Below are 20,327 nucleotides of genomic sequence, written 5' to 3'. Positions count from 1 at the left end.
GGGCTACAGCGATCGTGAATTTTCTGCCATGAAAGTGAACCGAAAAAATCAGTTTACTTAGGATCCTAACCAATTCTATAACAGAGCCACTGCACCACTTCTCCGATGCAGATCTCAAAACTGGAGTTTGCAGAATGACAGTAAAAGTAAGTGAACGCGATGATTCCCACATGTCCCACGAAGCCATTGCCCATGGCGTGCGCATCTGGGACGTACACCAACAGGATTTGCTGGTCGGCATGTTCCATGATGAACGTGACGCGCTGAGCTACAAGCAAGAACTCGAGAAACTCGAGGCGCAACGTAGTCAGCTGTCATAAGCTTGCAAAAGCGGCCCCAGCCAGACAAAACCCCGCCAATGCGGGGTTTTGTCTGTTAACGGGCTTTGGATTATCGACTCACCACATCAGATCGTCCGGAATCTTGTAAGCCGCGTACGGATCATCTTCAGCCGGCTCTTCGACCTGGGTGTTGAGCAGCAGAATCCGATGCGGATCGCGCTCCTGGATCTTCAGCGCGGCCTCGCGCGGAATCACCTCATAGCCACCACCATGGCTGACGATCGCCAGCGAACCACTACTCAGCTTGCTGCGCATCAACGTGTTGACCGACAGGCGCTTGACCTTCTTGTCGTCGACGAAGTTGAAATAGTCCTCGGTGGTCAGTTTGGGCAAGCGTGAAGCTTCGATCAACTGCTTGACCTGCGCCGCACGGGCCTTTTGCTCGGCCTTTTCCTGTTGCTGACGGTTGAGCTCCTGATCGCGCTTGACCTTCTCGGCCATGGCCTCCTGGGCCGCACGTTGCTGGCTGTCATCGACCTCGACCTGGCCTTTGTTCTCCAGACGTTTCTGCTTTTGCTTCTCTTTGGTGACTTGCTTGACTTGCTTCTGGTTGACCAGACCGGCTTTCAACAATTGGTCGCGCAGGGAAAGGCTCATGGGTGCTCGCTCACTTATGCAACGGCTCAGCCACAGCTGGGCAGGTTGTGTTCCTGACGTTTGGCTTCGCCCCACAGAGCGTCCAAATCCTCAAGGGTGCAATCTTCAATGGGACGGTGGGTGTCGCGCAATGCCTGTTCGATAAAACGAAAGCGTCGCTCGAATTTGCGGTTGGCGCCGCGCAGGGCGTTTTCGGGGTCGACCTTGAGGTGCCGCGCCAGATTGACCACGCTGAACAGCAAGTCGCCAAGCTCGTCGCTGATGGCCGCTTGATCGCCGCTGGCCATGGCTTCGAGGACTTCATCGAGTTCTTCGCGGACCTTGTCCACCACCGGCAACGCCGCGGGCCAGTCGAAACCGACGCCCGCCGCGCGCTTCTGCAGTTTGGCGGCGCGGGACAGCGCCGGCAAGGTGGCGGGCACGTCGTCGAGCAATGACAACTGCTCCGGGGCCTTGGCAGCCTCGGCGCGCTCCTCGGCCTTGATCTCTTCCCAGCGCTGCTTGACCTGCTCTTCGCTCAGGCGCGGCATGTCTGGCGGCGCGTAGAGATCGCCCGTGGGAAATACATGGGGATGGCGGCGGATCAACTTGCGGGTAATGCCATCGACCACGCCGGCGAACTCAAAGCGCCCTTCTTCGCGCGCCAGCTGGCTGTAGTAGACCACCTGGAACAGCAGGTCACCGAGCTCACCCTGCAAGTGGTCGAGATCGCCGCGCTCGATGGCATCAGCGACCTCGTAGGCTTCTTCAAGGGTGTGGGGCACGATGCTGGCGTAGGTCTGCTTGATATCCCACGGGCAGCCATGCTGCGGATCACGCAGGCGGGCCATGAGAGTGAGCAAGTCTTGGAGTGTGTACATCAACTGTCTCGGGGCTGGCAGGCCCGGCCTCTTCGCTGGCAAGCCTTTGCGCCTGCAGGACGTACGCCTGTGGCGGCAAAGCTTGCTCGCGATGAGGCCCGCAAGCCTGGCTGAATGTTCAAGGCGTACGATTACGCCGCGTCTCGATGATATTCGGCAACTGCGATATGCGCCCCAGCAAGCGCCCGAGGGCCTCCAGGCCGGGGATCTCGATGGTCAGCGACATGAGCGCGGTGTTGTCTTCCTTGTTCGAGCGGGTATTGACCGCCAGCACGTTGATGCGCTCGTTGAGCAATACCTGAGAGACGTCGCGCAGCAGTCCGGAGCGGTCGTAGGCACGGATGATGATATCCACCGGGTAGGTGAGGACCGGGATCGGCCCCCAACTGACCTGGATGATGCGCTCCGGCTCGCGGCCGCCCAGCTGTAGCACCGAGGCACAGTCCTGACGGTGAATGCTCACGCCGCGGCCCTGGGTGATATAGCCCACGATCGCGTCGCCTGGCAACGGCTGGCAGCAGCCGGCCATTTGCGTCAACAGATTGCCCACGCCCTGGATCTGGATATCGCCGCGCTTGCCCGGCTTGTAGCCAGTGGCCTTGCGCGGGATCAGCTCCAGCTGCTCGGTACCGCGCTCCGGCTCCACCAGTTGCTGGGCCAGGTTGACGAGCTGGGTCAGGCGCAGATCGCCGGCGCCCAATGCGGCGTACATGTCCTCGGCGGTGCGCATGTTGGCTTTTTCAGCCAGACGCTCGTAGTCCACTTGTGGTAGATCGAGGCGACTCAGTTCGCGCTCGAGCAGGTTCTTGCCGGCCGCCACGTTCTGATCGCGAGCCTGCAACTTGAACCAATGGACGATCTTGGCCCGCGCCCGCGAGGTGGTGACGTAGCCCAGGTTGGAGTTCAGCCAGTCGCGGCTCGGCGTACCGTGCTTGCTGGTGATGATCTCGACCTGCTCGCCGGTATTGAGGCTGTAGTTGAGCGGCACGATGCGGCCGTTGATCTTCGCGCCCCGGCAGTTGTGACCGATTTCGGTGTGCACCCGGTAGGCGAAGTCCAGCGGCGTAGCGCCTTTGGGCAAGTCGATGGCGTGGCCGTCGGGGGTGAACACGTAGACCCGATCCGGCTCGATATCGACCCGCAGCTGTTCGGCCAGGCCGCCGATATCGCCCAGCTCTTCGTGCCATTCGAGCACCTGACGCAGCCAGGAGATCTTTTCTTCGTAATGATTGGAGCCGGACTTGACGTCGGTGCCCTTGTAGCGCCAGTGCGCACAGACGCCAAGCTCGGCCTCTTCGTGCATGGCATGGGTGCGGATCTGTACCTCGAGGACCTTGCCTTCCGGGCCGATCACCGCTGTGTGCAGCGACCGATAGCCGTTTTCCTTGGGGTTGGCGATGTAATCGTCGAACTCCTTGGGAATATGCCGCCACAAGGTGTGCACGATCCCCAGCGCGGTGTAGCAGTCGCGCATTTCCGGGACCAGCACGCGCACCGCGCGCACGTCGTAGATCTGGCTGAATTCCAGGCCCTTGCGCTGCATTTTGCGCCAGATGGAATAGATATGCTTGGCGCGGCCGCTGATGTCGGCCTTGACCCCGGTGTCGAGCAACTCGTTGTGCAACTGGCCCATGACGTCGCTGATGAAGCGCTCACGGTCGAGCCGGCGCTCGTGCAGCAACTTGGCGATCTGCTTGTACTGCTCAGGCTCCAGGTAGCGGAAGGACAGGTCCTCCAGCTCCCACTTGATATGGCCGATGCCCAGACGATGGGCCAGCGGCGCATAAATATCGAATACCTCGCGCGCCACGCGGTTGCGTTTTTCGTCGTCGGCGCTTTTGACCGCACGAATCGCGCACGTACGCTCGGCCAGTTTGATCAAGGCCACGCGCACATCGTCGACCATGGCCACGAGCATCTTGCGCAGGTTTTCGACCTGCACCTGCGAGCCCAGCACCAACGACTGGCGCGGGCTGAGGCTGGCGCTGATGGCAGCCATGCGCAGCACGCCGTCGACCAGTTTGCCGACCGTGGCGCCGAACAGCTCGGTGACCTCTTCAAGGGTCGCCTTGCCTTCGCGCACAGCGCGATAAACCACCGCCGCCACCAAGGAGTCCTGATCGAGCTTGAGATCGGCGAGAATTTCCGCGATCTCGAGCCCAGCCTGGAAACACGCGGTGCCATCGGCCCAAGAATGCTTGGCCGCATTACCGTTCAACTCCGCCTGATGGGCGAACTCGCAGGCCTTTTTCAAGGCTTCGCGGTCGAGCGCCAGATCAACGGTGACGATATGATCGAGCCACGCGTCGAGATTGATACTGCCGTCGGTGTTGATCGGCTGGTTCGCTCTCACCTGTACCATCTTGTTACCTTCCCTACGACGCCCTCGGGGGGCATCAACTGTCGCTGGCTTTGGCCCCTGCCAGGCTCAGGCAGGGACCAGGCATTCGCACGCCAAACGGATTAGACGAGCATCCTAGCTCGCTTCAAATAACGCCATGGCCTCGACATGTGCGGTCTGCGGAAACATATCGAGGATCCCGGCACGTTTTAACTTGTACCCCTGCTTGAGCAACTCGACCGTATCGCGGGCCAGAGTCGCCGGATTGCAGGACACATACACCACCCGCTTTGCCCCCAAGGCCTTGATATTACGCACAATTTCGAATGCGCCATCACGGGGTGGATCGAGCAGGATCGCCTCGAAGCCCTGGGTCGCCCAGGCCGCCGTTGCCAGCGGTTGGGACAGGTCGGCCTGATAGAAGCCAACATTTTGCAAATTGTTACTGACGGCATTCTGCGCCGCCCTTTCCACCATGGCGTCGACACCCTCGACCGCGATCACTTCGCGCGCCAGGGTGGCCAATGGCAAGGCAAAGTTGCCCAGCCCGCAAAACAGATCCAGCACCCGCTCCTGATTGCCTGGGGCCAACCACTCCAGCGCCTGCTGGATCATGGCGGTGTTGACCGCCTCGTTGACCTGAACGAAATCCCCCGGCCGATAGGCCAGTTCCAGCTGCCAGGGCTGCAACGTGAAGCCCAGGCGCGCCTGCGGGTCGACGGGCTGGGGGCGATCTTCGCCCTGCAGCCACAGCTGCGCGTCATGGCGCTGGCAAAACTCCTGCAACACCTGCTGATCGGCTTCGGCCAACGGCGCCACATGGCGGACCATCACCGCCAAGGCCGTCCCGCTGAACAGTTCGACGTGACCCAGTACTTGCGGCTTGGCGAACGAACGCAGTAACGCCGGTAACTCATTGAAAATACGCTGCAAGGGCTGTACCAGCACGCTGCAATCGTCAATGGCGACGATGTCCTGGCTGGCAGTGGCACGAAACCCTACTTGCAACTGACGGGTTTTTGGCTCCCAGCGCACAGCCACCCGTGCACGCCGCCGATAGCCGAACTCCGGCCCCGTGAGCGGCGCCGCCCAGGCGTCGGGTTCGACGCCGGCAATACGGGAAAGTTGCTCGGCAAGCATCCGTTGCTTCAAGGCTAGCTGATCGGCGTGGGGCATGTGCTGGACATTGCAGCCACCGCAGATATCGGCCCGCGCGCAGGGCGCCAGGCGGCGTTGCGGATTGGCCTTGAGGACTTTTTCGCTGCGCGCCTCGACCACTTTGCCATGGGTGTTGAGCACCCGCGCCTCCACCTCTTCGCCTTCCAGCGCACCAGAGACGAACCACGTGCGCCCGTCGATAAAGGCAATGCCACGGCCGTCGTTGCTCAGGCGCTCGAGCGTCAGGCGCTGCTTCTTGCCTGTGGGGACTTGCGGGGCGCGACTGCCGCCGGCCGGCTGAAATCGCAGGCCCGTGCTTTTTTTAGCCATCAGTTGGGCGCATCGAAAATGCCGCTCGACAGGTATCGGTCGCCGCGGTCGCAAATAATCGCGACGATCACCGCGTTTTCAACTTCACGGGACAGACGCAACATCGCCGCCACCGCACCACCGGAAGACACGCCGCAGAAAATGCCCTCTTCGCGGGCGAGGCGACGGGTCATGTCCTCGGCTTCGCTCTGGGCCATGTCGACGATCCGATCGACGCGCTCGGCGTGATAGATCTTTGGCAGGTATTCGGTCGGCCAGCGACGGATACCGGGGATGGCCGAGCCCTCCATTGGCTGCAGACCGACGATCTGTACCTGGGGATTTTGTTCCTTGAGGTAACGCGAGGTACCCATGATGGTACCGGTGGTGCCCATGGAGCTGACGAAATGAGTAATGCTGCCACCCGTTTGCTGCCAGATCTCAGGGCCGGTGCTGCGGTAGTGCGCCTCGGGGTTGTCGCCGTTGGCGAACTGATCCAGCACCTTGCCGCGGCCTTCGGCCTGCATGCGTTCAGCCAGGTCGCGAGCGCCTTCCATGCCTTGCTCACGGGTGACCAGAATCAACTCGGCGCCATAGGCGGTCATGGCCGCTTTGCGCTCAGCCGTGGAGTTGTCCGGCATGATCAGGATCATCTTGTAACCCTTGATGGCCGCCGCCATCGCCAGGGCGATACCGGTGTTGCCGGAGGTCGCCTCGATCAGGGTATCGCCGGGCTGGATCTGGCCACGGCCCTCGGCGCGGGTGATCATCGACAGCGCCGGGCGGTCCTTGACCGAACCAGCCGGGTTATTGCCTTCCAGCTTCAGCAGAAGGGTGTTGCTGGTGACGCCGGACAGTCGTTGCAGACGAACCAGCGGCGTGTTGCCGACGCAATCGGCGATAGTGGGATACTGCAGGGTCATGGCGAATTCGCAATCCAGACTGCGGGGGCGCCTATCATACCGGCAAACGTGCGCAGCCCATATCACGCAAAGTGCGGGGGTTATGCCGGTACGTTATAAGCAGCCGCCAGGCACAGGTTCAGGCGCAGCCCCCGCGTGCCGTTGTGTGCCCAGAGCGCGCCGCCCTGGCGCAACAGGGCGTTGCGCGCGATGCTCAAGCCCAGGCCGAAACCGCCGTCACCGGGCCGCGAACCATCAAGGCGGGTGAAGGGCGCGAAAATGCGTTGCAGGTCGGTTTCGGCGACACCGCCGCCCTGATCCTCCAGCCATAGGTGCCAGCGACCGTTTTCCAGGTGGCCGCCGAAGGTCACGATGCCGCCGGCCGGTGAATGGCGGATGGCATTGCGCAGAATGTTTTCCAGGGCCTGCGCCAGGCTGTTGAGATTGCCCTCGACCCAGCAGTCGGCGCCCACCTGGCACTGCAGTTGCGCCATGGGCCAGGCGCTCTCGAAGCAGGCATCTTCGGCGATCATCTCCCACAACGCCTGCACCTGAATCGGCTCGCGCGCCATGGGCGCCCGCTCGGTGTCCAGCCAGGCCAGTTGCAGGGTGTCTTCCACCAGCCGCTGCATGCCGTCGACCTCACGGCTCAGGCGCTGGCGCATGGCCTCGAGCTCGTTTTCGGTTTCGCAGGCCACCCGCAGTCGGCTCAGGGGCGTGCGCAACTCGTGGGACAGGTCGCGCAGCACTTGTTGCTGGAATTGCACCGTCGTCTGCAGGCGCTCGGACATCTGATCGAAGGCCCGCCCCAGCTCACCCAATTCATCGTGGCGGCGCGCCACTTCGATCGGCAGGCGGGTGCCGAGTTGATCGGCGCGCCAAGCCTTGGCCTGCTCGCGCAATTGATTGAGCGGCACCACCAGCATGCGATACAGGCCCACGCACAGCAGCAAGGTCAACAGCGCAGGCGCCAGGCCGTTGGTCAGTAATTGCCACAACAGCAAATAGCCGCCGGGCACAAAGCGCTCGGGCAACTCGATCACCAGCATGCCGGCGGAGGGTGTATCGGGGAATGGCACCTTCATCCAGGGCGCTGCTTTGGCCCGACGGCTGGTCGGCCAGTCCAGCCCGCGCAAGAAGGTCATGCGCTGCATGTCGGCATCGCTCAATGGCTGACTGCTCAACGATTGCAGGTTCGGGCCGACCACGGCCACCCAGCCACGTTCGCGCTCACGCACTTTCAGCAGCCACGCATCGAGGGCATACCGCCCCCCCTGCTGCCAGGCGTGCTCGGCCTGCTCGGCATAGCCGCTCAGGGTCTGGCGCGCCTCATTGGACAGATAGGCGTTCCGGGTCTCGATATAGCGCCCCCATGACCAGCTCAGCCAGATCATCAGCAAGCAGAACGCGATCAGCAGCCCCGCCAGCTTCCAGAACAGCGAGTGGCGGTAGGGCAGATCAACCGAGCGCATGGTAGGCGTTCGGCATCGCGCTCGTCGTGCTGGAGGCAGCACTCAAGGTATAACCGCGCCCCCACACGGTACGCACCGCCCGCGCCTCGTAGCCGATGGCCTTGAGCTTGCGGCGGATCTGGCTGACGTGCATGTCCAGGCTGCGATCGTGCTGGGCATAGCCGCGCTGCAGCACGTGCTGATAGAGGAAGGCCTTGGTCAGGACTTCTTCATCGCTGCGGTGCAAGGTTTCGAGCAGCCGATACTCGCTGGGCGTAAACCCGGCCCAGCGGCCCTCGTGACAGACATCCGTGCGCTGCTCGTCGAAGGTCAAGGCATCGACCGGGGCGGCGGGCAGCGGTGGTTGATGGCGGCGCTCCATGGCCACGCGGCGCAGAATCGCCTCGACCCGGACATGCAACTCATCGACGCTGAACGGCTTGGGCAGATAATCATCGGCCCCACGGCGAAAACCGTTGATGCGATCGGCCTCGGCCCCCAGCGCCGACATGAGGATCACCGGCGTGGCCGAGTGCTCGCGCAGGTGGCCGAGTACATCGAGGCCGTTCATGCCAGGCAACAGCACGTCCATGAGCACCACGTCGTAGGCGTTGCTACGCACCATGTCGAGGGCGATTCTGCCATCGCGGCACCAGGTCACCTCGAAGCCGCAACGGCCGAGCTGATCGTGCACGAAGGCACCGAGGACCGGATCGTCTTCAACGGCAAGAATGGAGGGGGGGCCAAGCGGAGCGGGATTCATTGGCTTCTGCTGTTGGTTCTCATTTGCTGAATTATTGTTTAAACAACAGGGATGGGCAAGCAACGTTTGCCCGGGGTTATCCCTGTGGCAGCGGGCTCTGCCTGCGAATACGGGTGGCGCGGTGTCAGGTCGGACGCCTTCGCGGGCACAGCCCGCTCCCGCCTGGACTCCACTTGCGCATGAGTTAGTGGGTGCGCAGCGGCGCTTCTCGGGGTATTTTTCACCGCATGGGCCATGGTGGAGAGTGCTGTGCTGAACAAATTGGGGCTCAAGAGCCGAGTGATGTTGCTGGCCCTGCTGCCAGCGGCGCTGATGGCGGTGCTGCTGGGGGGCTACTTTGCCTGGCAACAGCAGGATCAGCTGCAGAACAACCTGCTGCGCCGCGGCGCCTTGCTCACCGAGCAACTGGCCCCGCTGGTGGCCCCGGCGCTGATCAAGCACGACGACGCCTGGCTCGAGCGCATCGCCGCGCAGGCGCTGGAACAGGCCGATGTGCGTTCGGTGGCGTTCCTCGATGCCGACAAGCGCCCCATGGCCCACGCCGGGCCGAGCATGCTCAACCCCGAGCCCGAGGGTAGCGGCCAACGCCAGCTACAAGTCAGTGGCAACGACGCCACCCGCTATCTGCAACCGGTATACGGCCGCCATCGCGACCTGGCGGGCGATGCCGTCCCGGGCGAAGCGGACCGGCTGCTGGGCTGGGTCGAGATCGAAATTTCCCACAGCGGCACCCTGCTGCGCGGCTATCGCATCCTGTTCATGACCGTAGTGCTGATGGCGGGCGCCCTGCTGCTGACCGGCCTGCTGGCACTGCGCCTGAGCCATGGCATCAGCGCCCCCATCGCGCGCATCCGCCAGGCGGTGGCGCAGCTCAAGGATGGCAACCTGGAAAACCGCCTGCCGCCCCTCGGCAGTCACGAGCTGGACGAACTCGGCGCCGGTATCAACCGCATGGCCGAGACCCTGCAGGACGCTCAGTCGGAACTCCAGCACAGTATCGACCAAGCCACCGAAGACGTCCGCCAGAACCTCGAAACCATCGAGATCCAGAACATCGAGCTCGACATGGCCCGCAAAGAGGCGCTTGAAGCCAGCCGCATCAAGTCGGAGTTCCTGGCCAACATGAGCCATGAGATCCGCACGCCGCTCAACGGCATTCTCGGGTTCACCCACCTGCTGCAGAAAAGCGAGCTGAGCCCACGGCAGCTCGACTATCTGGGCACCATCGAAAAGTCTGCCGACAGCCTGCTGGGGATCATCAACGAGATTCTCGACTTCTCCAAGATCGAGGCCGGCAAGCTGGTGCTCGACAGTATTCCATTCAACCTGCGCGACCTGCTCCAGGACACCCTGACCATTCTCGCCCCCGCCGCTCACGCCAAGCAGCTCGAACTGGTCAGCCTGGTATACCGCGACACGCCGATCTCGCTGGTCGGCGACCCGTTGCGCCTCAAGCAGATCCTCACCAACCTGGTCAGCAACGCGATCAAGTTCACCCGTGAAGGCACCATCGTCGCCCGCGCCATGCTCGAGGATGACGACGAGGACAACGCCCAATTGCGCATCAGCGTTCAGGACACCGGCGTCGGCCTCTCGACCCAGGATGTGCAGGCGCTGTTCCAGGCCTTCAGCCAGGCCGACAACTCGCTGTCGCGCCAGCCCGGAGGCACCGGTCTGGGGCTGGTGATTTCCAAGCGCCTGGTCGAGCAGATGGGTGGCGAGATCGGCGTCGACAGCACCCCGGGCGAGGGCTCGACCTTCTGGATTTCACTGTCATTGCCCAAGGCCCGCGACGATGCCGAAGATCGCCCGGCGCCGCCGTTGCTGAACCGTCGCGTGGCCATCCTCGAGAGTCACGAGCTGGCGCGCCAGGCCCTGCAGCATCAGCTTGAAGATTCGGGGCTGATCGTCAGCGCCTTCCCTACGGCGCAGAAAATGATCGCTGCCGTCGAGGCCGCGCAACTGGCCGGGCAGCCTATCGAGCTGGCTGTGCTGGGTGTTACCAGCCACGACATGCCACCCGACCAACTGCAGCAACACGTGCGCGGCCTCGAACAATTCGGTTGCCAGCCGCTGGTGTTGTGCCCCACCACCGAACACACGCTGTATCAACCGCGGGTGCCCAATGCCCACAGTCAGTTACAGGCCAAACCGTCGTGTACGCGCAAATTGCGTCGCAGCCTGGCCGACCTGATCAACCCCAAGCGCTTGTCGTTGGGCTTGGGCAACAACCTGGAAACTGGCAACAGTCGGATCGCCAAGGTGCTCTGCGTCGATGACAACCCAGCCAATCTGCTGCTGGTGCAAACGCTGCTGGAGGACCTGGGGGCCGAAGTACGCGCCGTCGACAGCGGCATGGCGGCCTTGCAAGCGGTGCAGGCCGAACATTTCGACCTGGTGTTGATGGACGTGCAGATGCCGGACATGGACGGCCGTGAGACCACCGAGCGCATCCGCCATTGGGAGAGCGCGCAGACCGGCCCGTCGCTGCCGATCGTCGCGCTGACCGCCCACGCCATGGCCAACGAGAAGCGCGCGCTGCTGCACAGTGGCATGGACGACTACCTGACCAAACCGATCAGCGAGCGGCAACTGGCCCAGGTGGTCCTGAAATGGACCGGCCTGGTGCTGCACCTGAGCCCCGCGCGCAGCAGCTTCGAAACGCCGCGCGAAGCCGGGCCGCTGGCGGTACTCGATCAACAGGAGGGCCTGCGCCTGGCCGCCGGCAAGGCCGACCTCGCCGCCGACATGCTGGCGATGCTGCTGGCCGCCCTGGAAAGCGACCGCCAGGCGATCCGCGCGGCCCGTGACAGCGGCGATATCAACGCGCAGATCGAGCGCGTGCACCGCCTGCATGGCGCCACCCGCTACTGCGGCGTGCCTCAGCTGCGCGCGGCGTGTCAGCGCAGCGAGACCTTGCTCAAACAGCATGATGAAGGGGCGGGCAAAGCGCTGGACGAACTCGATCAGGCGATCATGCGGCTGGCTGAGCAGGCGCGGGAGGAGGCTTGAATATGGCGGTGACTCAGCGCGCGCCGCTGCATCGCACAGCGCCTGCCTGAATGCCGCTGCAGCGCCGCCGCCGTGATAGCATGCGCGCCAATTTGGAGGACCACATGGTCGAACACGATTTCCGCTACAGCCTATTCAACCCTCAACACACCCTGACCGAGTGCCGGGCGCTGGTGCCTGGCCGTTATCAGGTCACCGGCAACGGCGGCTCGATCAAGGCCGACGACGTGCTCCTGGTCACGCTTAAGGGTTCGAAAACCCTGTCGATGCGCCTCACGGTGGAAAAGGTTCGTCACTTGATCAATCCTCCGGGGCAATGGACGGCTGTGGCCAAAGGGCCAGTGTTCGGCGAGTTGTCGATTCACGAATGGAAAGTGCAATGCGACACCTGCAACACCGAGCTGACGTTCGAGTTCGCCGTCGATGCCAAGCTGGGCCAGAAAGCCCAGCAGCCGGCAGCCGTTGCGCGGATCGCCGAACTTGGCTGGCGCACCACGGGTGAGCAACATCGCTGCCCGAAATGCCAGGCGGCAGCGGCCTGATCGAAGACATGTGACGACTGGGCTGGCCGCTTCGCGAGCAAGCTTTGCTCCTACGGTGCCAGCCGGTCCAGCTCCGCACGGCTGTGGGAGCAAAGCTTGCTCGCGAAGGCGTCCGTTCAGCCCCCCCACTTCACCCCTGACGCAACGCCTTCAACCGCGCCTGCACCCCCGCCGCCGTCTGCTCGCCGACCAGTTGATCACGCACCTTGCCTTTACTGTCGATGATGTAGGTCACCGGCAACCCATCGCTTTGCGGCAGGTCGAAACGCGGCGCCGGGTCGTTCGCTAGTACCGTGAAGCGAATCCCCAGATTGTCTGCCGCCTGCTTGAGGTCTGCGCCCTGCAGGTTGTCGAAATTGACCCCGACTACCGCGACGCCCTGCCCCTTGAGCTGATCGGCCAGGCTATTGAGCTGCGGGACCTCGGTGCGACACGGGCCGCACCACTCGGCCCAGTAATTGACCACCAGCCACTGATCATCCAGTTGCCGCGCCGCCACCGGCTTGCCGTTCTGGTCCGGGCCATAGTCCGCTCCGCAGCCTCCCAGCAGCAATGCCACCATGAGGGCCACGCCAGAGATGAAATGCCGAGTCATTGCCGCTTTCCTCTTTATCGATGCCACCAGGTGGTTAGAATAGCCGCCACCGAACGCAAGTAATAGGCGCCCGCCATGACCGACCTGACGCTCTACCACAACCCGCGCTGCTCGAAATCACGCAGCGCCTTGGAGTTGCTTGAAGCCCGCGGGCTGGCTCCGACCATCGTGCGCTACCTCGACACCCCGCCCGATGCCGCCACCCTCAAGACCCTGCTGGACAAATTGGGGCTAAGCGCGCGGCAACTTTTGCGCACCGGCGAGGACGAATACAAGGCTCTCGAGTTGGCCGACAGCAGCTTGAGCGACAGCGCGCTGATCGACGCCATGGTCGCGCACCCCAACCTGATCGAACGGCCGATCCTGGTCAACGGCGACAAGGCCATCATCGGCCGGCCACCGGAAAATGTCCTGGAGATCCTGTAAGTGAGCACGCCCTACATTCTGGTGCTGTATTACAGCCGTCACGGCGCCACCCGGGAAATGGCCCGGCAGATCGCCCGTGGCGTTGAACTGAGCGGCCTGGAAGCGCGCCTGCGCACCGTGCCGGCGGTGTCGAGCGAATGCGAAGCCGTCACCCCCGAGATTCCGGAGCAGGGTGCGCTGTACGCCAGCCTCGACGACCTCAAAGGTTGCGCCGGTCTGGCGATCGGCAGCCCGACGCGCTTCGGCAACATGGCCGCGCCGCTCAAGTACTTTCTCGACGGCACCAGCAGCCTGTGGCTCAGTGGTGATCTGGTCGGCAAGCCGGCCGGGGTCTTTACCTCCACCGCCAGCCTGCATGGCGGCCAGGAAACCACCCTGCTGTCGATGATGATGCCGCTGCTGCACCACGGCATGCTCATCACCGGCCTGCCCTACAGCGAGTCGGCTCTGCTCGACACCCGCGGCGGCGGCACGCCCTACGGCCCCAGCCACCACGCCGGTGCCGATGGCAAGCTCCCCCTCGACGAACACGAACTGACCCTGTGCCGCGCCCTCGGCCAACGCCTGGGCAAGGTCGCAAAGGATCTGGCTTGATGCAAGATTACAAATGGCTGCACGAGTTCTGTCTCAACCGCTTTGGCTCGCAAAAGGCCCTCGATGCTCAGCTGCCGACGCCGCTCACGCCCGCAAAGCTGCGCAAGATCAGCGTCGATCGCTATCTGTCGACCATGGCCTTGCGGGTCTTTCGGGCCGGCCTCAAGCACAGCCTGGTGGATGCCAAGTGGCCGGCTTTCGAGAAAGCTTTTTTCGGTTTCGATCCAGAAAAGGTCGTGCTGATGAGCGCCGAGCACCTTGAACGTCTGATGCAGGACAAAAGCATCATCCGCCACCTGGGCAAGCTCAAGAGCGTGCCCCGCAACGCGCAGATGATCCTCGACATCGCCCACGAACACGGTAGTTTCGGCGCCTTTATCGCCGACTGGCCGGTGACCGAGATCACCGGGCTGTGGCAATACCTGGCCAAGCACGGCACCCAGCTGGGTGGTTTGTCGGCGCCGCGCTTTTTGCGCATGATCGGCAAGGACACCTTCATCCCTACCTGGGACGTGGTAGCCGCCCTGAATGCACAGAATATCGTCGACAAGGTGCCCAGCAGCAAACGCGACCAGGCCTTGGTGCAGGACGTCTTCAACCAATGGCACGCCGACAGCGGCCTGCCGATGTGCCAGTTGTCGGCAATGCTGGCGTTTACCGCAAACCACTGATTGCAGTGAGATCGCCGCCCCGCGGGCGCGCGTTGCACCCACCGGATCTGTGTAAATCCGTGGGAGCAAGGTTGCGCGTTCGGCGGCAAAGAGGCCGGCAAAGCTTGCACACACCCTGAACCGCCACTTCAGCTTTTTGTACCTCTGCCGATACACCCTTCGAGCACGAGGAATCCCCCATGACTACCGCCCCCCTTAATACGGCCGTCGACGCCAAGACCGCAGCGACCGTCCCTGAAGCGCCCAAGCTGCCATGGGACGACGTGCGCCCGGAGCATTTCCAGATGCTGCGCCTGGTGCCCCTGCCCGCTGACCGCAACACCGGTCCGCGACCGTTGCGCTTCATCCAATTTGGGCGCGCCGAGCGGCACAATGCCCATTACAGTCTGCTGCGCCTGGAAATCGAACTGCCGGGGCAACGCACCCGGCCCGAGCAGAACAGCCTGGACGTATGGGTCGATCACGAAAAACACACCGTGCGCACCATTCCCGAGGTGCTGCAGACCGAACCCGGCAACCGTGGCATCGGCCGCTTTCTGCTGGCCCAGGCGGCAATCTGGGCGCAGCCCAAATGGTCGGCCTACAGCATCGAAGGCGCTGACCTGCCCAACAAGGAGGCGCTGGTCGAAGGCCATCGCCTGCGCCGCGATCACGTGCTCACGACCCATGGTTTGGAAGTCAGCTATGAAGATGCCCAGCATCTGAAGGGCAGCTACAAGCCGGTAAAGGTCGGCGGCTTGCTGGCGACCTGGAACCCCGAACGCATCCAGCCGGTGGAAATTCTCGACGTGGCGTCCATGCTGGAACTGGCCGATCACAACCTGGCGGAAAAGGAAGTGCAGCTGCGCAAACATGAAGAGTCGGTCAGCCAGTATCGGCGCGACGACCACAGCCTGCGCTTCACCATCGCCTGCCTGATTGCCTTCTCGGTGTTCCAGGCCGGGTTGCTGATCTGGATGGCGACGCACCGCTGAACCTGGAGCGGCGGCCCCCATCACCTCGGGGTGTCTGACGCACCGCGAAACGGGGGCATGCCCCCTCGCTACAGGTCAGACTCGCTCGGCAAACAGCGCCTGATGCTCGCGGCACTGTTGCGCGCTGAGCATGAACACCCCATGGCCCCCGCGGCTGAATTCCAGCCAGGCGAAGTCCACTTGCGGATACAGCGCCTCGACATGCACCTGGCTGTTACCGACCTCGACGATCAACAAACCGTGGTCGTTCAGGTGATCAGCCGCTTGCGCGAGCATGCGCCGCACCAGGTTCAAACCATCATCGCCGCAGGCCAGGCCCAGTTCCGGCTCGTGCTGGTACTCCGGCGGCATATCGGCGAAATCCTCGGCGTCGACATAGGGCGGATTGGACACGATCAAATCGAAACGCTGGCCCGGCAGGCCGTCGAAGCCATCGCCCTGCACGGTATAGACCCGCGCATCGACGCCGTGGCGCTCGATGTTCTGGTTGGCCACTTCCAGCGCCTCGAAGGACAGATCCGCCAGTACCACTTCGGCCTCGGGAAATACGTCGGCGCAGGCGATGCCGATGCAGCCGGAACCGGTGCACAGATCGAGGATGCGCGCCGGCTCCTGTGCCAGCCAGGGCTCGAAGCGGTTTTCGATCAACTCGCCGATGGGCGAACGGGGCACCAGCACGCGCTCGTCGACGATGAACGACATGCCGCAGAACCACGCCTCGTTCAGCAGATAGGCGGCCGGGATGCGTTCCTTGACGCGGCGCTTGATCAGATGCTGGACCTTGCTGACTTCGTCGTCCTCAAGACGGCAATCGAGGTAGCTGTCGGCGATTTCCCACGGCAAATGCAGCGCACCCAGCACCAACTGTCGCGCTTCGTCCCAGGCGTTGTCGGTGCCGTGGCCGAAGAACAGGTCTTCACCATGAAACTGGCTGACGGCCCAACGGATGTGGTCGCGCAAAGTGCGCAGGCGGGAAGTGATCACAGGCATACTCCAATCGATACGACTGCGGAGTTTATCACGGACAGTGCCGGTGTCCGCAGGCACTCCGACCGCGTCATGGCGCCGAATACTGGCCACTTGGACAGCCCGCAAAGCCAGTAACCACGGGCTGTGCAATCACAGTGATTCACAGAACGCGCGAAGCAGTGGAGAATGTCGCAAAAGCCCTAACCAAAGGAGCCCTCGATGTCCGATCCGAAGACGATGTTTCAACTCAGCGGTCGCGGTTACCCGCCTACCAGCTTGAGCCACGCCACCCTGGTGATTATCGATGCGCAGCAAGAGTACCTCAGCGGTCCTCTGGCCCTGTTCGAGATCGATAAGGCCGTCGCGAACATCGCCCTGCTCCTCCAGGCTGCCCGCGCCGCTGGCCGCCCGATCGTCCACGTCCGCCATCTCGGCACCGTCGGCGGTCTGTTCGACCCGCAAGGCAATCGCGGCCAGTTCATCGATGGCGTCGGCCCGCAAGGCGACGAGACCGTGATCGAAAAACGCCTGCCCAACGCATTCAACAACACTAATCTGCACCAGCACCTTGAAGGCCTGGGCAATGTCGACCTGATCGTTTGCGGCTTCATGACCCACTCCAGCGTCAGCACCACCATCCGTGCCGCCAAGGACTATGGTTACCGTTGCACCTTGGTCGAAGACGCCTGCGCGACTCGTGACCTGCCGTACAAAGGCAGCGTGCTGAGCGCCGAACAGGTCAAGGCCGTGGGCATGGCGACCATGGCTGACAACTTCGCCTCGGTGAGCACCACCGCCGAGCTGATCTGATCTGACCCCGTGGGGCTTGCCAGCGCGTTCAGCGCCTGCACCCCGCGCCCCCGGAACATCATGGCTGCAGCGCAGTCCAATCCCGACGTTCAACCCAGTAACGCCCATTGAGGAAAGCGTAATGAAGATATCCGATGGCGGCTTCAATGCCCGTCGGCTTCGCCCTCGCGGCCAAGGCACCTGGCGCATGCGCCTGGCGGCGGCGTTTGCGGCAGTGCTGGCCACCTTGGGGGTGTTGTTGACCATGGCTGGCATTGGCAGCTTGCTGGGCCACGCGCCGGCCATCGGCGATCTCAACACCACAGCGGTTGGCTCGGGCGTCATCACGCTCGTGGGGCTACTGGTGCTGTGGCTGGGTGTCGGCCTCTGGCGTGCCTGCCGCCGTCGCCTGCGCCGGAGCAGCGCGCTGAACATGTCGCCGCATCTGATGAAAAAGCATGACTGACTCGCGTAAACTCCTCCTTCTGCGCTGGAGGCCGACATGCAAGACGATGATTTTTCCCTGTTCAAGAGCGAAGTAAAAGGCGTCAAGCCGATTCGCCATGACCGTGCCGACACCGGCAAAGCCAGGGTCGACCGCAAAAACCTCAACACGCTGCGCAAGGCGGCCACGGTGCGCACCGACGCCACCCTCGTCGACGGGCTGTCTGATCAGTTCGTCATCGACGTCGGCCCCGAAGACGACCTGCACTGGGCCCGTGACGGCGTGCAGGAAAGCCAGATGCGCAAACTCAAGCTCGGTCAAATCGGTTTCGAAGGCAGCCTCGACCTACACGGCATGAACGTCGAAAAGGCGCGGGAAACCCTGTGGGCCTTCCTCGCCGAAGCGGTGCGCTTCGAGGTCCGCTGCGTGCGGGTCACGCATGGCAAGGCAGTGCGCCTGGACGGCAAGAAGCCGATGATCAAGAGCCACGTCAACACCTGGCTGCGACAACATGCCCAGGTGCTCGGCTTCACGTCCTGCCAACCCCGTCACGGCGGCGCCGGCGCGGTCTATGTCATGCTCAAGCGGACCATGCTCGAAGGCCGCGACGAATAAGCTTTAACTTGCGGCGCGTGCCCGGTAACCGTACCCTTCGCGTTTGCGAAAAACTTGACAGGTAGATCCATGTCCCTGGAACAGAATTACACCGCGATCCTTGGCCAACTCGGCGAGGACGTGAACCGCGAAGGCCTGCTCGACACGCCCAAACGCGCCGCCAAAGCCATGCAGTACCTGTGCCGCGGCTATGAGCAGACTCTCGAGGAAGTCACCAACGGCGCCCTGTTCAGCTCGGACAACAGCGAAATGGTGCTGGTCAAGGACATCGAGCTCTACTCCCTGTGCGAGCACCACCTGCTGCCATTCATCGGCAAGGCGCACGTCGCTTATATCCCAAGCGGCAAGGTTCTGGGCCTGTCGAAAGTGGCGCGTATCGTCGATATGTACGCCCGCCGCCTGCAGATCCAGGAAAACCTCAGCCGCCAGATCGCCGATGCCATCATGCAGGTGACCGGTGCACTGGGCGTTGCTGTCGTGATCGAGGCCAAGCACATGTGCATGATGATGCGCGGTGTCGAGAAGCAGAATTCCTCGATGATCACTTCAGTGATGCTGGGCGAATTCCGCGAAAATTCGGCGACTCGTAGTGAATTTCTGAGTTTGATCAAGTAACTCATCTGTAGCGAGGGGCTTGCCCCTGAATGATTCAGGACTCGCCACGGTGGGCCTTGATCGCGATTTTCGGGTGCAAGCCCCCTCGCTACACTGACCGTGTGGAGACTGCAATGTTGATGAAAGCCCTGCGCGTGGGCCTTGGCCAGGTGATCGTGATTGGCGATCTGCTGACCCGTCCACCCAAGCAGAAACGCAACAGCGATGCCCAGGCCGCCGTCGACACAGCCGCCCAGGGCCTGACCCTGTATCAGTTCCACGCCTGCCCGTTCTGCGTGAAAACTCGCCGCACTCTGCACAAGCTCAACGTGCCGGTGACCCTGCGCGATGCCAAGAACGACGCCAGCGCCCGCGATACTCTGCTGGCCGAAGGCGGCAAGATAAAAGTGCCGTGCCTGCGCATCGAAGAGAACGGCCAGACCACCTGGATGTATGAATCCAAGGTGATCATCGAGTATCTCAACAAGCGTTTCGCTGCTGCCTGATGGCTTGCGACGGTTTTCGGCAAGCTGTGCGGGCCGAGATCAACGCATCCCGATATAACCCGGCAATGCCGCCACGCGCTCGAGCCAGGCGCGAATGGCCGGGAATGGCGTGAGATCGAAGCCGCCCTCATCGGCAACATGGGTGTAGGCATAGAGCGCGATATCGGCGATCGAGCACTGATCGCCTACCAGATACGGCGTCAACTCCAGCTGCTTCTCCATCACCCGCAAAGCCTTGTAGCCACGCTTGTGGCAGACCTTGTATTCCTCCAGGCGATCTTGCGGCATCTTCTGATAGAACTGGATGAACCGCGCCACCGCCACATACGGCTCATGACTGTATTGCTCGAAGAATTGCCACTGCAACACCTGGGTGCGCAAGCGCGGTTCGGTGGGCAGGAACGGGCTGCCATCGGCGAGAAAATTCAGAATCGCATTGGATTCCCACAGGTAGGTGCCGTCTTCGAGCTCCAGCACCGGGACCTTGCCATTGGGGTTCATGGCCAGGAACTCGGGGGTTTCGGTCTCGCCCTTGAGGATGTCCACTGCGTGCCACGAATACTCGACGCCCAGCAGATGGAGCATCAGCTTGATCTTGAAGCAGTTGCCTGACAGATAGTCGCCGTAGACCTTGTACATCTCGCGTCCCCCATGGAATAGGGGATGACTGTAGCAAAGCCAGGGGACCCCTAGCGAGGGATAGAGAAAACGGCGTTGAAATATTGCTCAGCAGATCTCCAGCGAACAACAGCGCCTCAAGAAGAGACGGATTCTTTTCAGCAGCGATGGTGGGTAGCCATCATCGCCATTGCTCACCGGTAACCAAGCACGGGCTCGACTGCCTCTTTGTGGCTCACTGTATTGCAAAACATT

At 62.7% G+C, this 20,327-nt stretch carries 22 protein-coding genes; 12 read left to right on the top strand and 10 right to left on the bottom strand.

Translation table 11 applies throughout. The features are described 5' to 3' along the window. Positions 1 to 134: 134 nt before the first annotated feature. Positions 135 to 320: a hypothetical protein gene (locus LIX93_RS07995; RefSeq protein ID WP_226503463.1), complete on the top strand. Its 186-nt coding sequence runs from the start codon at positions 135 to 137 to the stop codon at positions 318 to 320. 78 nt (positions 321 to 398) lie between these two features. On the opposite strand, the gene LIX93_RS07990 is transcribed toward LIX93_RS07995, so the two are convergent. The 7 genes from LIX93_RS07990 to LIX93_RS07960 all read right to left on the bottom strand — a co-directional run bounded on the left by LIX93_RS07990 (position 399) and on the right by LIX93_RS07960 (position 8,722). Beyond that, on the bottom strand, positions 399 to 938 hold the full coding sequence (locus LIX93_RS07990; protein ID WP_226503462.1) for a DUF2058 domain-containing protein: 540 nt from the start codon (positions 936 to 938) through the stop codon (positions 399 to 401). Positions 939 to 964: 26 nt separating this feature from the next. Beyond that, entirely contained in the window at positions 965 to 1,798 is an 834-nt protein-coding gene (mazG, locus tag LIX93_RS07985) for a nucleoside triphosphate pyrophosphohydrolase (RefSeq protein WP_226503461.1), read from the bottom strand. A 118-nt stretch (positions 1,799 to 1,916) separates the two neighbouring features. Continuing rightward, entirely contained in the window at positions 1,917 to 4,160 is a 2,244-nt protein-coding gene (gene relA / locus LIX93_RS07980; RefSeq protein WP_226503460.1) for a GTP diphosphokinase, read from the bottom strand. A 114-nt stretch (positions 4,161 to 4,274) separates the two neighbouring features. Further along, positions 4,275 to 5,627 (bottom strand): 23S rRNA (uracil(1939)-C(5))-methyltransferase RlmD, encoded by a 1,353-nt coding sequence (rlmD, locus tag LIX93_RS07975; protein WP_226503459.1) that lies wholly within the window; start codon positions 5,625 to 5,627, stop codon positions 4,275 to 4,277. Beyond that, positions 5,627 to 6,529, bottom strand: coding sequence for a cysteine synthase CysM (gene cysM / locus LIX93_RS07970; protein ID WP_226503458.1), 903 nt, complete (start codon positions 6,527 to 6,529; stop codon positions 5,627 to 5,629). Before cysM ends, rlmD begins: the two co-directional genes overlap by 1 nt. An 80-nt stretch (positions 6,530 to 6,609) precedes the next feature. Then, positions 6,610 to 7,980, bottom strand: a complete 1,371-nt coding sequence (locus LIX93_RS07965) for a sensor histidine kinase (RefSeq protein WP_226503457.1) — start codon at positions 7,978 to 7,980, stop codon at positions 6,610 to 6,612. Then, entirely contained in the window at positions 7,967 to 8,722 is a 756-nt protein-coding gene (locus LIX93_RS07960) for a response regulator transcription factor (protein WP_226503456.1), read from the bottom strand. Before LIX93_RS07960 ends, LIX93_RS07965 begins: the two co-directional genes overlap by 14 nt. A gap of 249 nt (positions 8,723 to 8,971) precedes the next feature. Here LIX93_RS07960 and LIX93_RS07955 point away from each other — a divergent pair, with 249 nt between their 5' ends. After that, complete coding sequence (locus LIX93_RS07955; protein ID WP_226503455.1) at positions 8,972 to 11,734, top strand: response regulator; 2,763 nt, start codon at positions 8,972 to 8,974, stop codon at positions 11,732 to 11,734. 104 nt (positions 11,735 to 11,838) lie between these two features. Then, on the top strand, positions 11,839 to 12,276 hold the full coding sequence (locus LIX93_RS07950) for a hypothetical protein (protein ID WP_226503454.1): 438 nt from the start codon (positions 11,839 to 11,841) through the stop codon (positions 12,274 to 12,276). 130 nt (positions 12,277 to 12,406) lie between these two features. On the opposite strand, the gene LIX93_RS07945 is transcribed toward LIX93_RS07950, so the two are convergent. Beyond that, positions 12,407 to 12,871 (bottom strand): TlpA disulfide reductase family protein, encoded by a 465-nt coding sequence (locus tag LIX93_RS07945; RefSeq protein ID WP_226503453.1) that lies wholly within the window; start codon positions 12,869 to 12,871, stop codon positions 12,407 to 12,409. A 75-nt stretch (positions 12,872 to 12,946) separates the two neighbouring features. Between LIX93_RS07945 and arsC the strand changes: the two genes are divergently transcribed. The 4 genes from arsC (at position 12,947) to LIX93_RS07925 (ending at position 15,536) form a co-directional block, all read left to right on the top strand. Next, positions 12,947 to 13,297, top strand: a complete 351-nt coding sequence (gene arsC / locus LIX93_RS07940) for an arsenate reductase (glutaredoxin) (protein ID WP_226503452.1) — start codon at positions 12,947 to 12,949, stop codon at positions 13,295 to 13,297. Continuing rightward, a complete protein-coding gene (gene wrbA / locus LIX93_RS07935) occupies positions 13,298 to 13,891 on the top strand; it encodes an NAD(P)H:quinone oxidoreductase (protein ID WP_226503451.1) in 594 nt (197 codons plus the stop codon). After that, positions 13,891 to 14,562, top strand: coding sequence for a DNA-3-methyladenine glycosylase I (locus tag LIX93_RS07930; RefSeq protein ID WP_226503450.1), 672 nt, complete (start codon positions 13,891 to 13,893; stop codon positions 14,560 to 14,562). Before wrbA ends, LIX93_RS07930 begins: the two co-directional genes overlap by 1 nt. A gap of 179 nt (positions 14,563 to 14,741) precedes the next feature. Further along, positions 14,742 to 15,536, top strand: a complete 795-nt coding sequence (locus LIX93_RS07925) for a hypothetical protein (protein WP_226503449.1) — start codon at positions 14,742 to 14,744, stop codon at positions 15,534 to 15,536. A gap of 75 nt (positions 15,537 to 15,611) precedes the next feature. On the opposite strand, the gene prmB is transcribed toward LIX93_RS07925, so the two are convergent. Continuing rightward, positions 15,612 to 16,520 (bottom strand): 50S ribosomal protein L3 N(5)-glutamine methyltransferase, encoded by a 909-nt coding sequence (gene prmB / locus LIX93_RS07920; protein ID WP_226503448.1) that lies wholly within the window; start codon positions 16,518 to 16,520, stop codon positions 15,612 to 15,614. 204 nt (positions 16,521 to 16,724) lie between these two features. Here prmB and LIX93_RS07915 point away from each other — a divergent pair, with 204 nt between their 5' ends. The 5 genes from LIX93_RS07915 (at position 16,725) to LIX93_RS07895 (ending at position 19,454) form a co-directional block, all read left to right on the top strand. Next, positions 16,725 to 17,315: a cysteine hydrolase family protein gene (locus LIX93_RS07915; RefSeq protein WP_226503447.1), complete on the top strand. Its 591-nt coding sequence runs from the start codon at positions 16,725 to 16,727 to the stop codon at positions 17,313 to 17,315. 121 nt (positions 17,316 to 17,436) lie between these two features. Next, positions 17,437 to 17,760, top strand: a complete 324-nt coding sequence (locus LIX93_RS07910; protein WP_226503446.1) for a hypothetical protein — start codon at positions 17,437 to 17,439, stop codon at positions 17,758 to 17,760. A 36-nt stretch (positions 17,761 to 17,796) separates the two neighbouring features. After that, the gene (locus LIX93_RS07905; protein ID WP_226503445.1) at positions 17,797 to 18,354 is read left to right on the top strand and encodes a Smr/MutS family protein; all 558 of its coding nucleotides are present in this window, start codon (positions 17,797 to 17,799) and stop codon (positions 18,352 to 18,354) included. A 69-nt stretch (positions 18,355 to 18,423) separates the two neighbouring features. Continuing rightward, positions 18,424 to 18,969 (top strand): GTP cyclohydrolase I FolE, encoded by a 546-nt coding sequence (gene folE / locus LIX93_RS07900; RefSeq protein WP_226503444.1) that lies wholly within the window; start codon positions 18,424 to 18,426, stop codon positions 18,967 to 18,969. A 113-nt stretch (positions 18,970 to 19,082) separates the two neighbouring features. Continuing rightward, positions 19,083 to 19,454, top strand: a complete 372-nt coding sequence (locus tag LIX93_RS07895; protein ID WP_226503443.1) for a glutaredoxin — start codon at positions 19,083 to 19,085, stop codon at positions 19,452 to 19,454. 39 nt (positions 19,455 to 19,493) lie between these two features. On the opposite strand, the gene LIX93_RS07890 is transcribed toward LIX93_RS07895, so the two are convergent. After that, on the bottom strand, positions 19,494 to 20,093 hold the full coding sequence (locus tag LIX93_RS07890; RefSeq protein ID WP_226503442.1) for a glutathione S-transferase family protein: 600 nt from the start codon (positions 20,091 to 20,093) through the stop codon (positions 19,494 to 19,496). Positions 20,094 to 20,327 lie beyond the last annotated feature (234 nt).

It is taken from the genome of Pseudomonas sp. MWU16-30317, assembly GCF_020515695.1.
GTDB lineage: Bacteria > Pseudomonadota > Gammaproteobacteria > Pseudomonadales > Pseudomonadaceae > Aquipseudomonas.
Note: the sequence above shows the minus strand (reverse complement) of the source record. Positions and strands in the feature narration are given on the sequence as shown.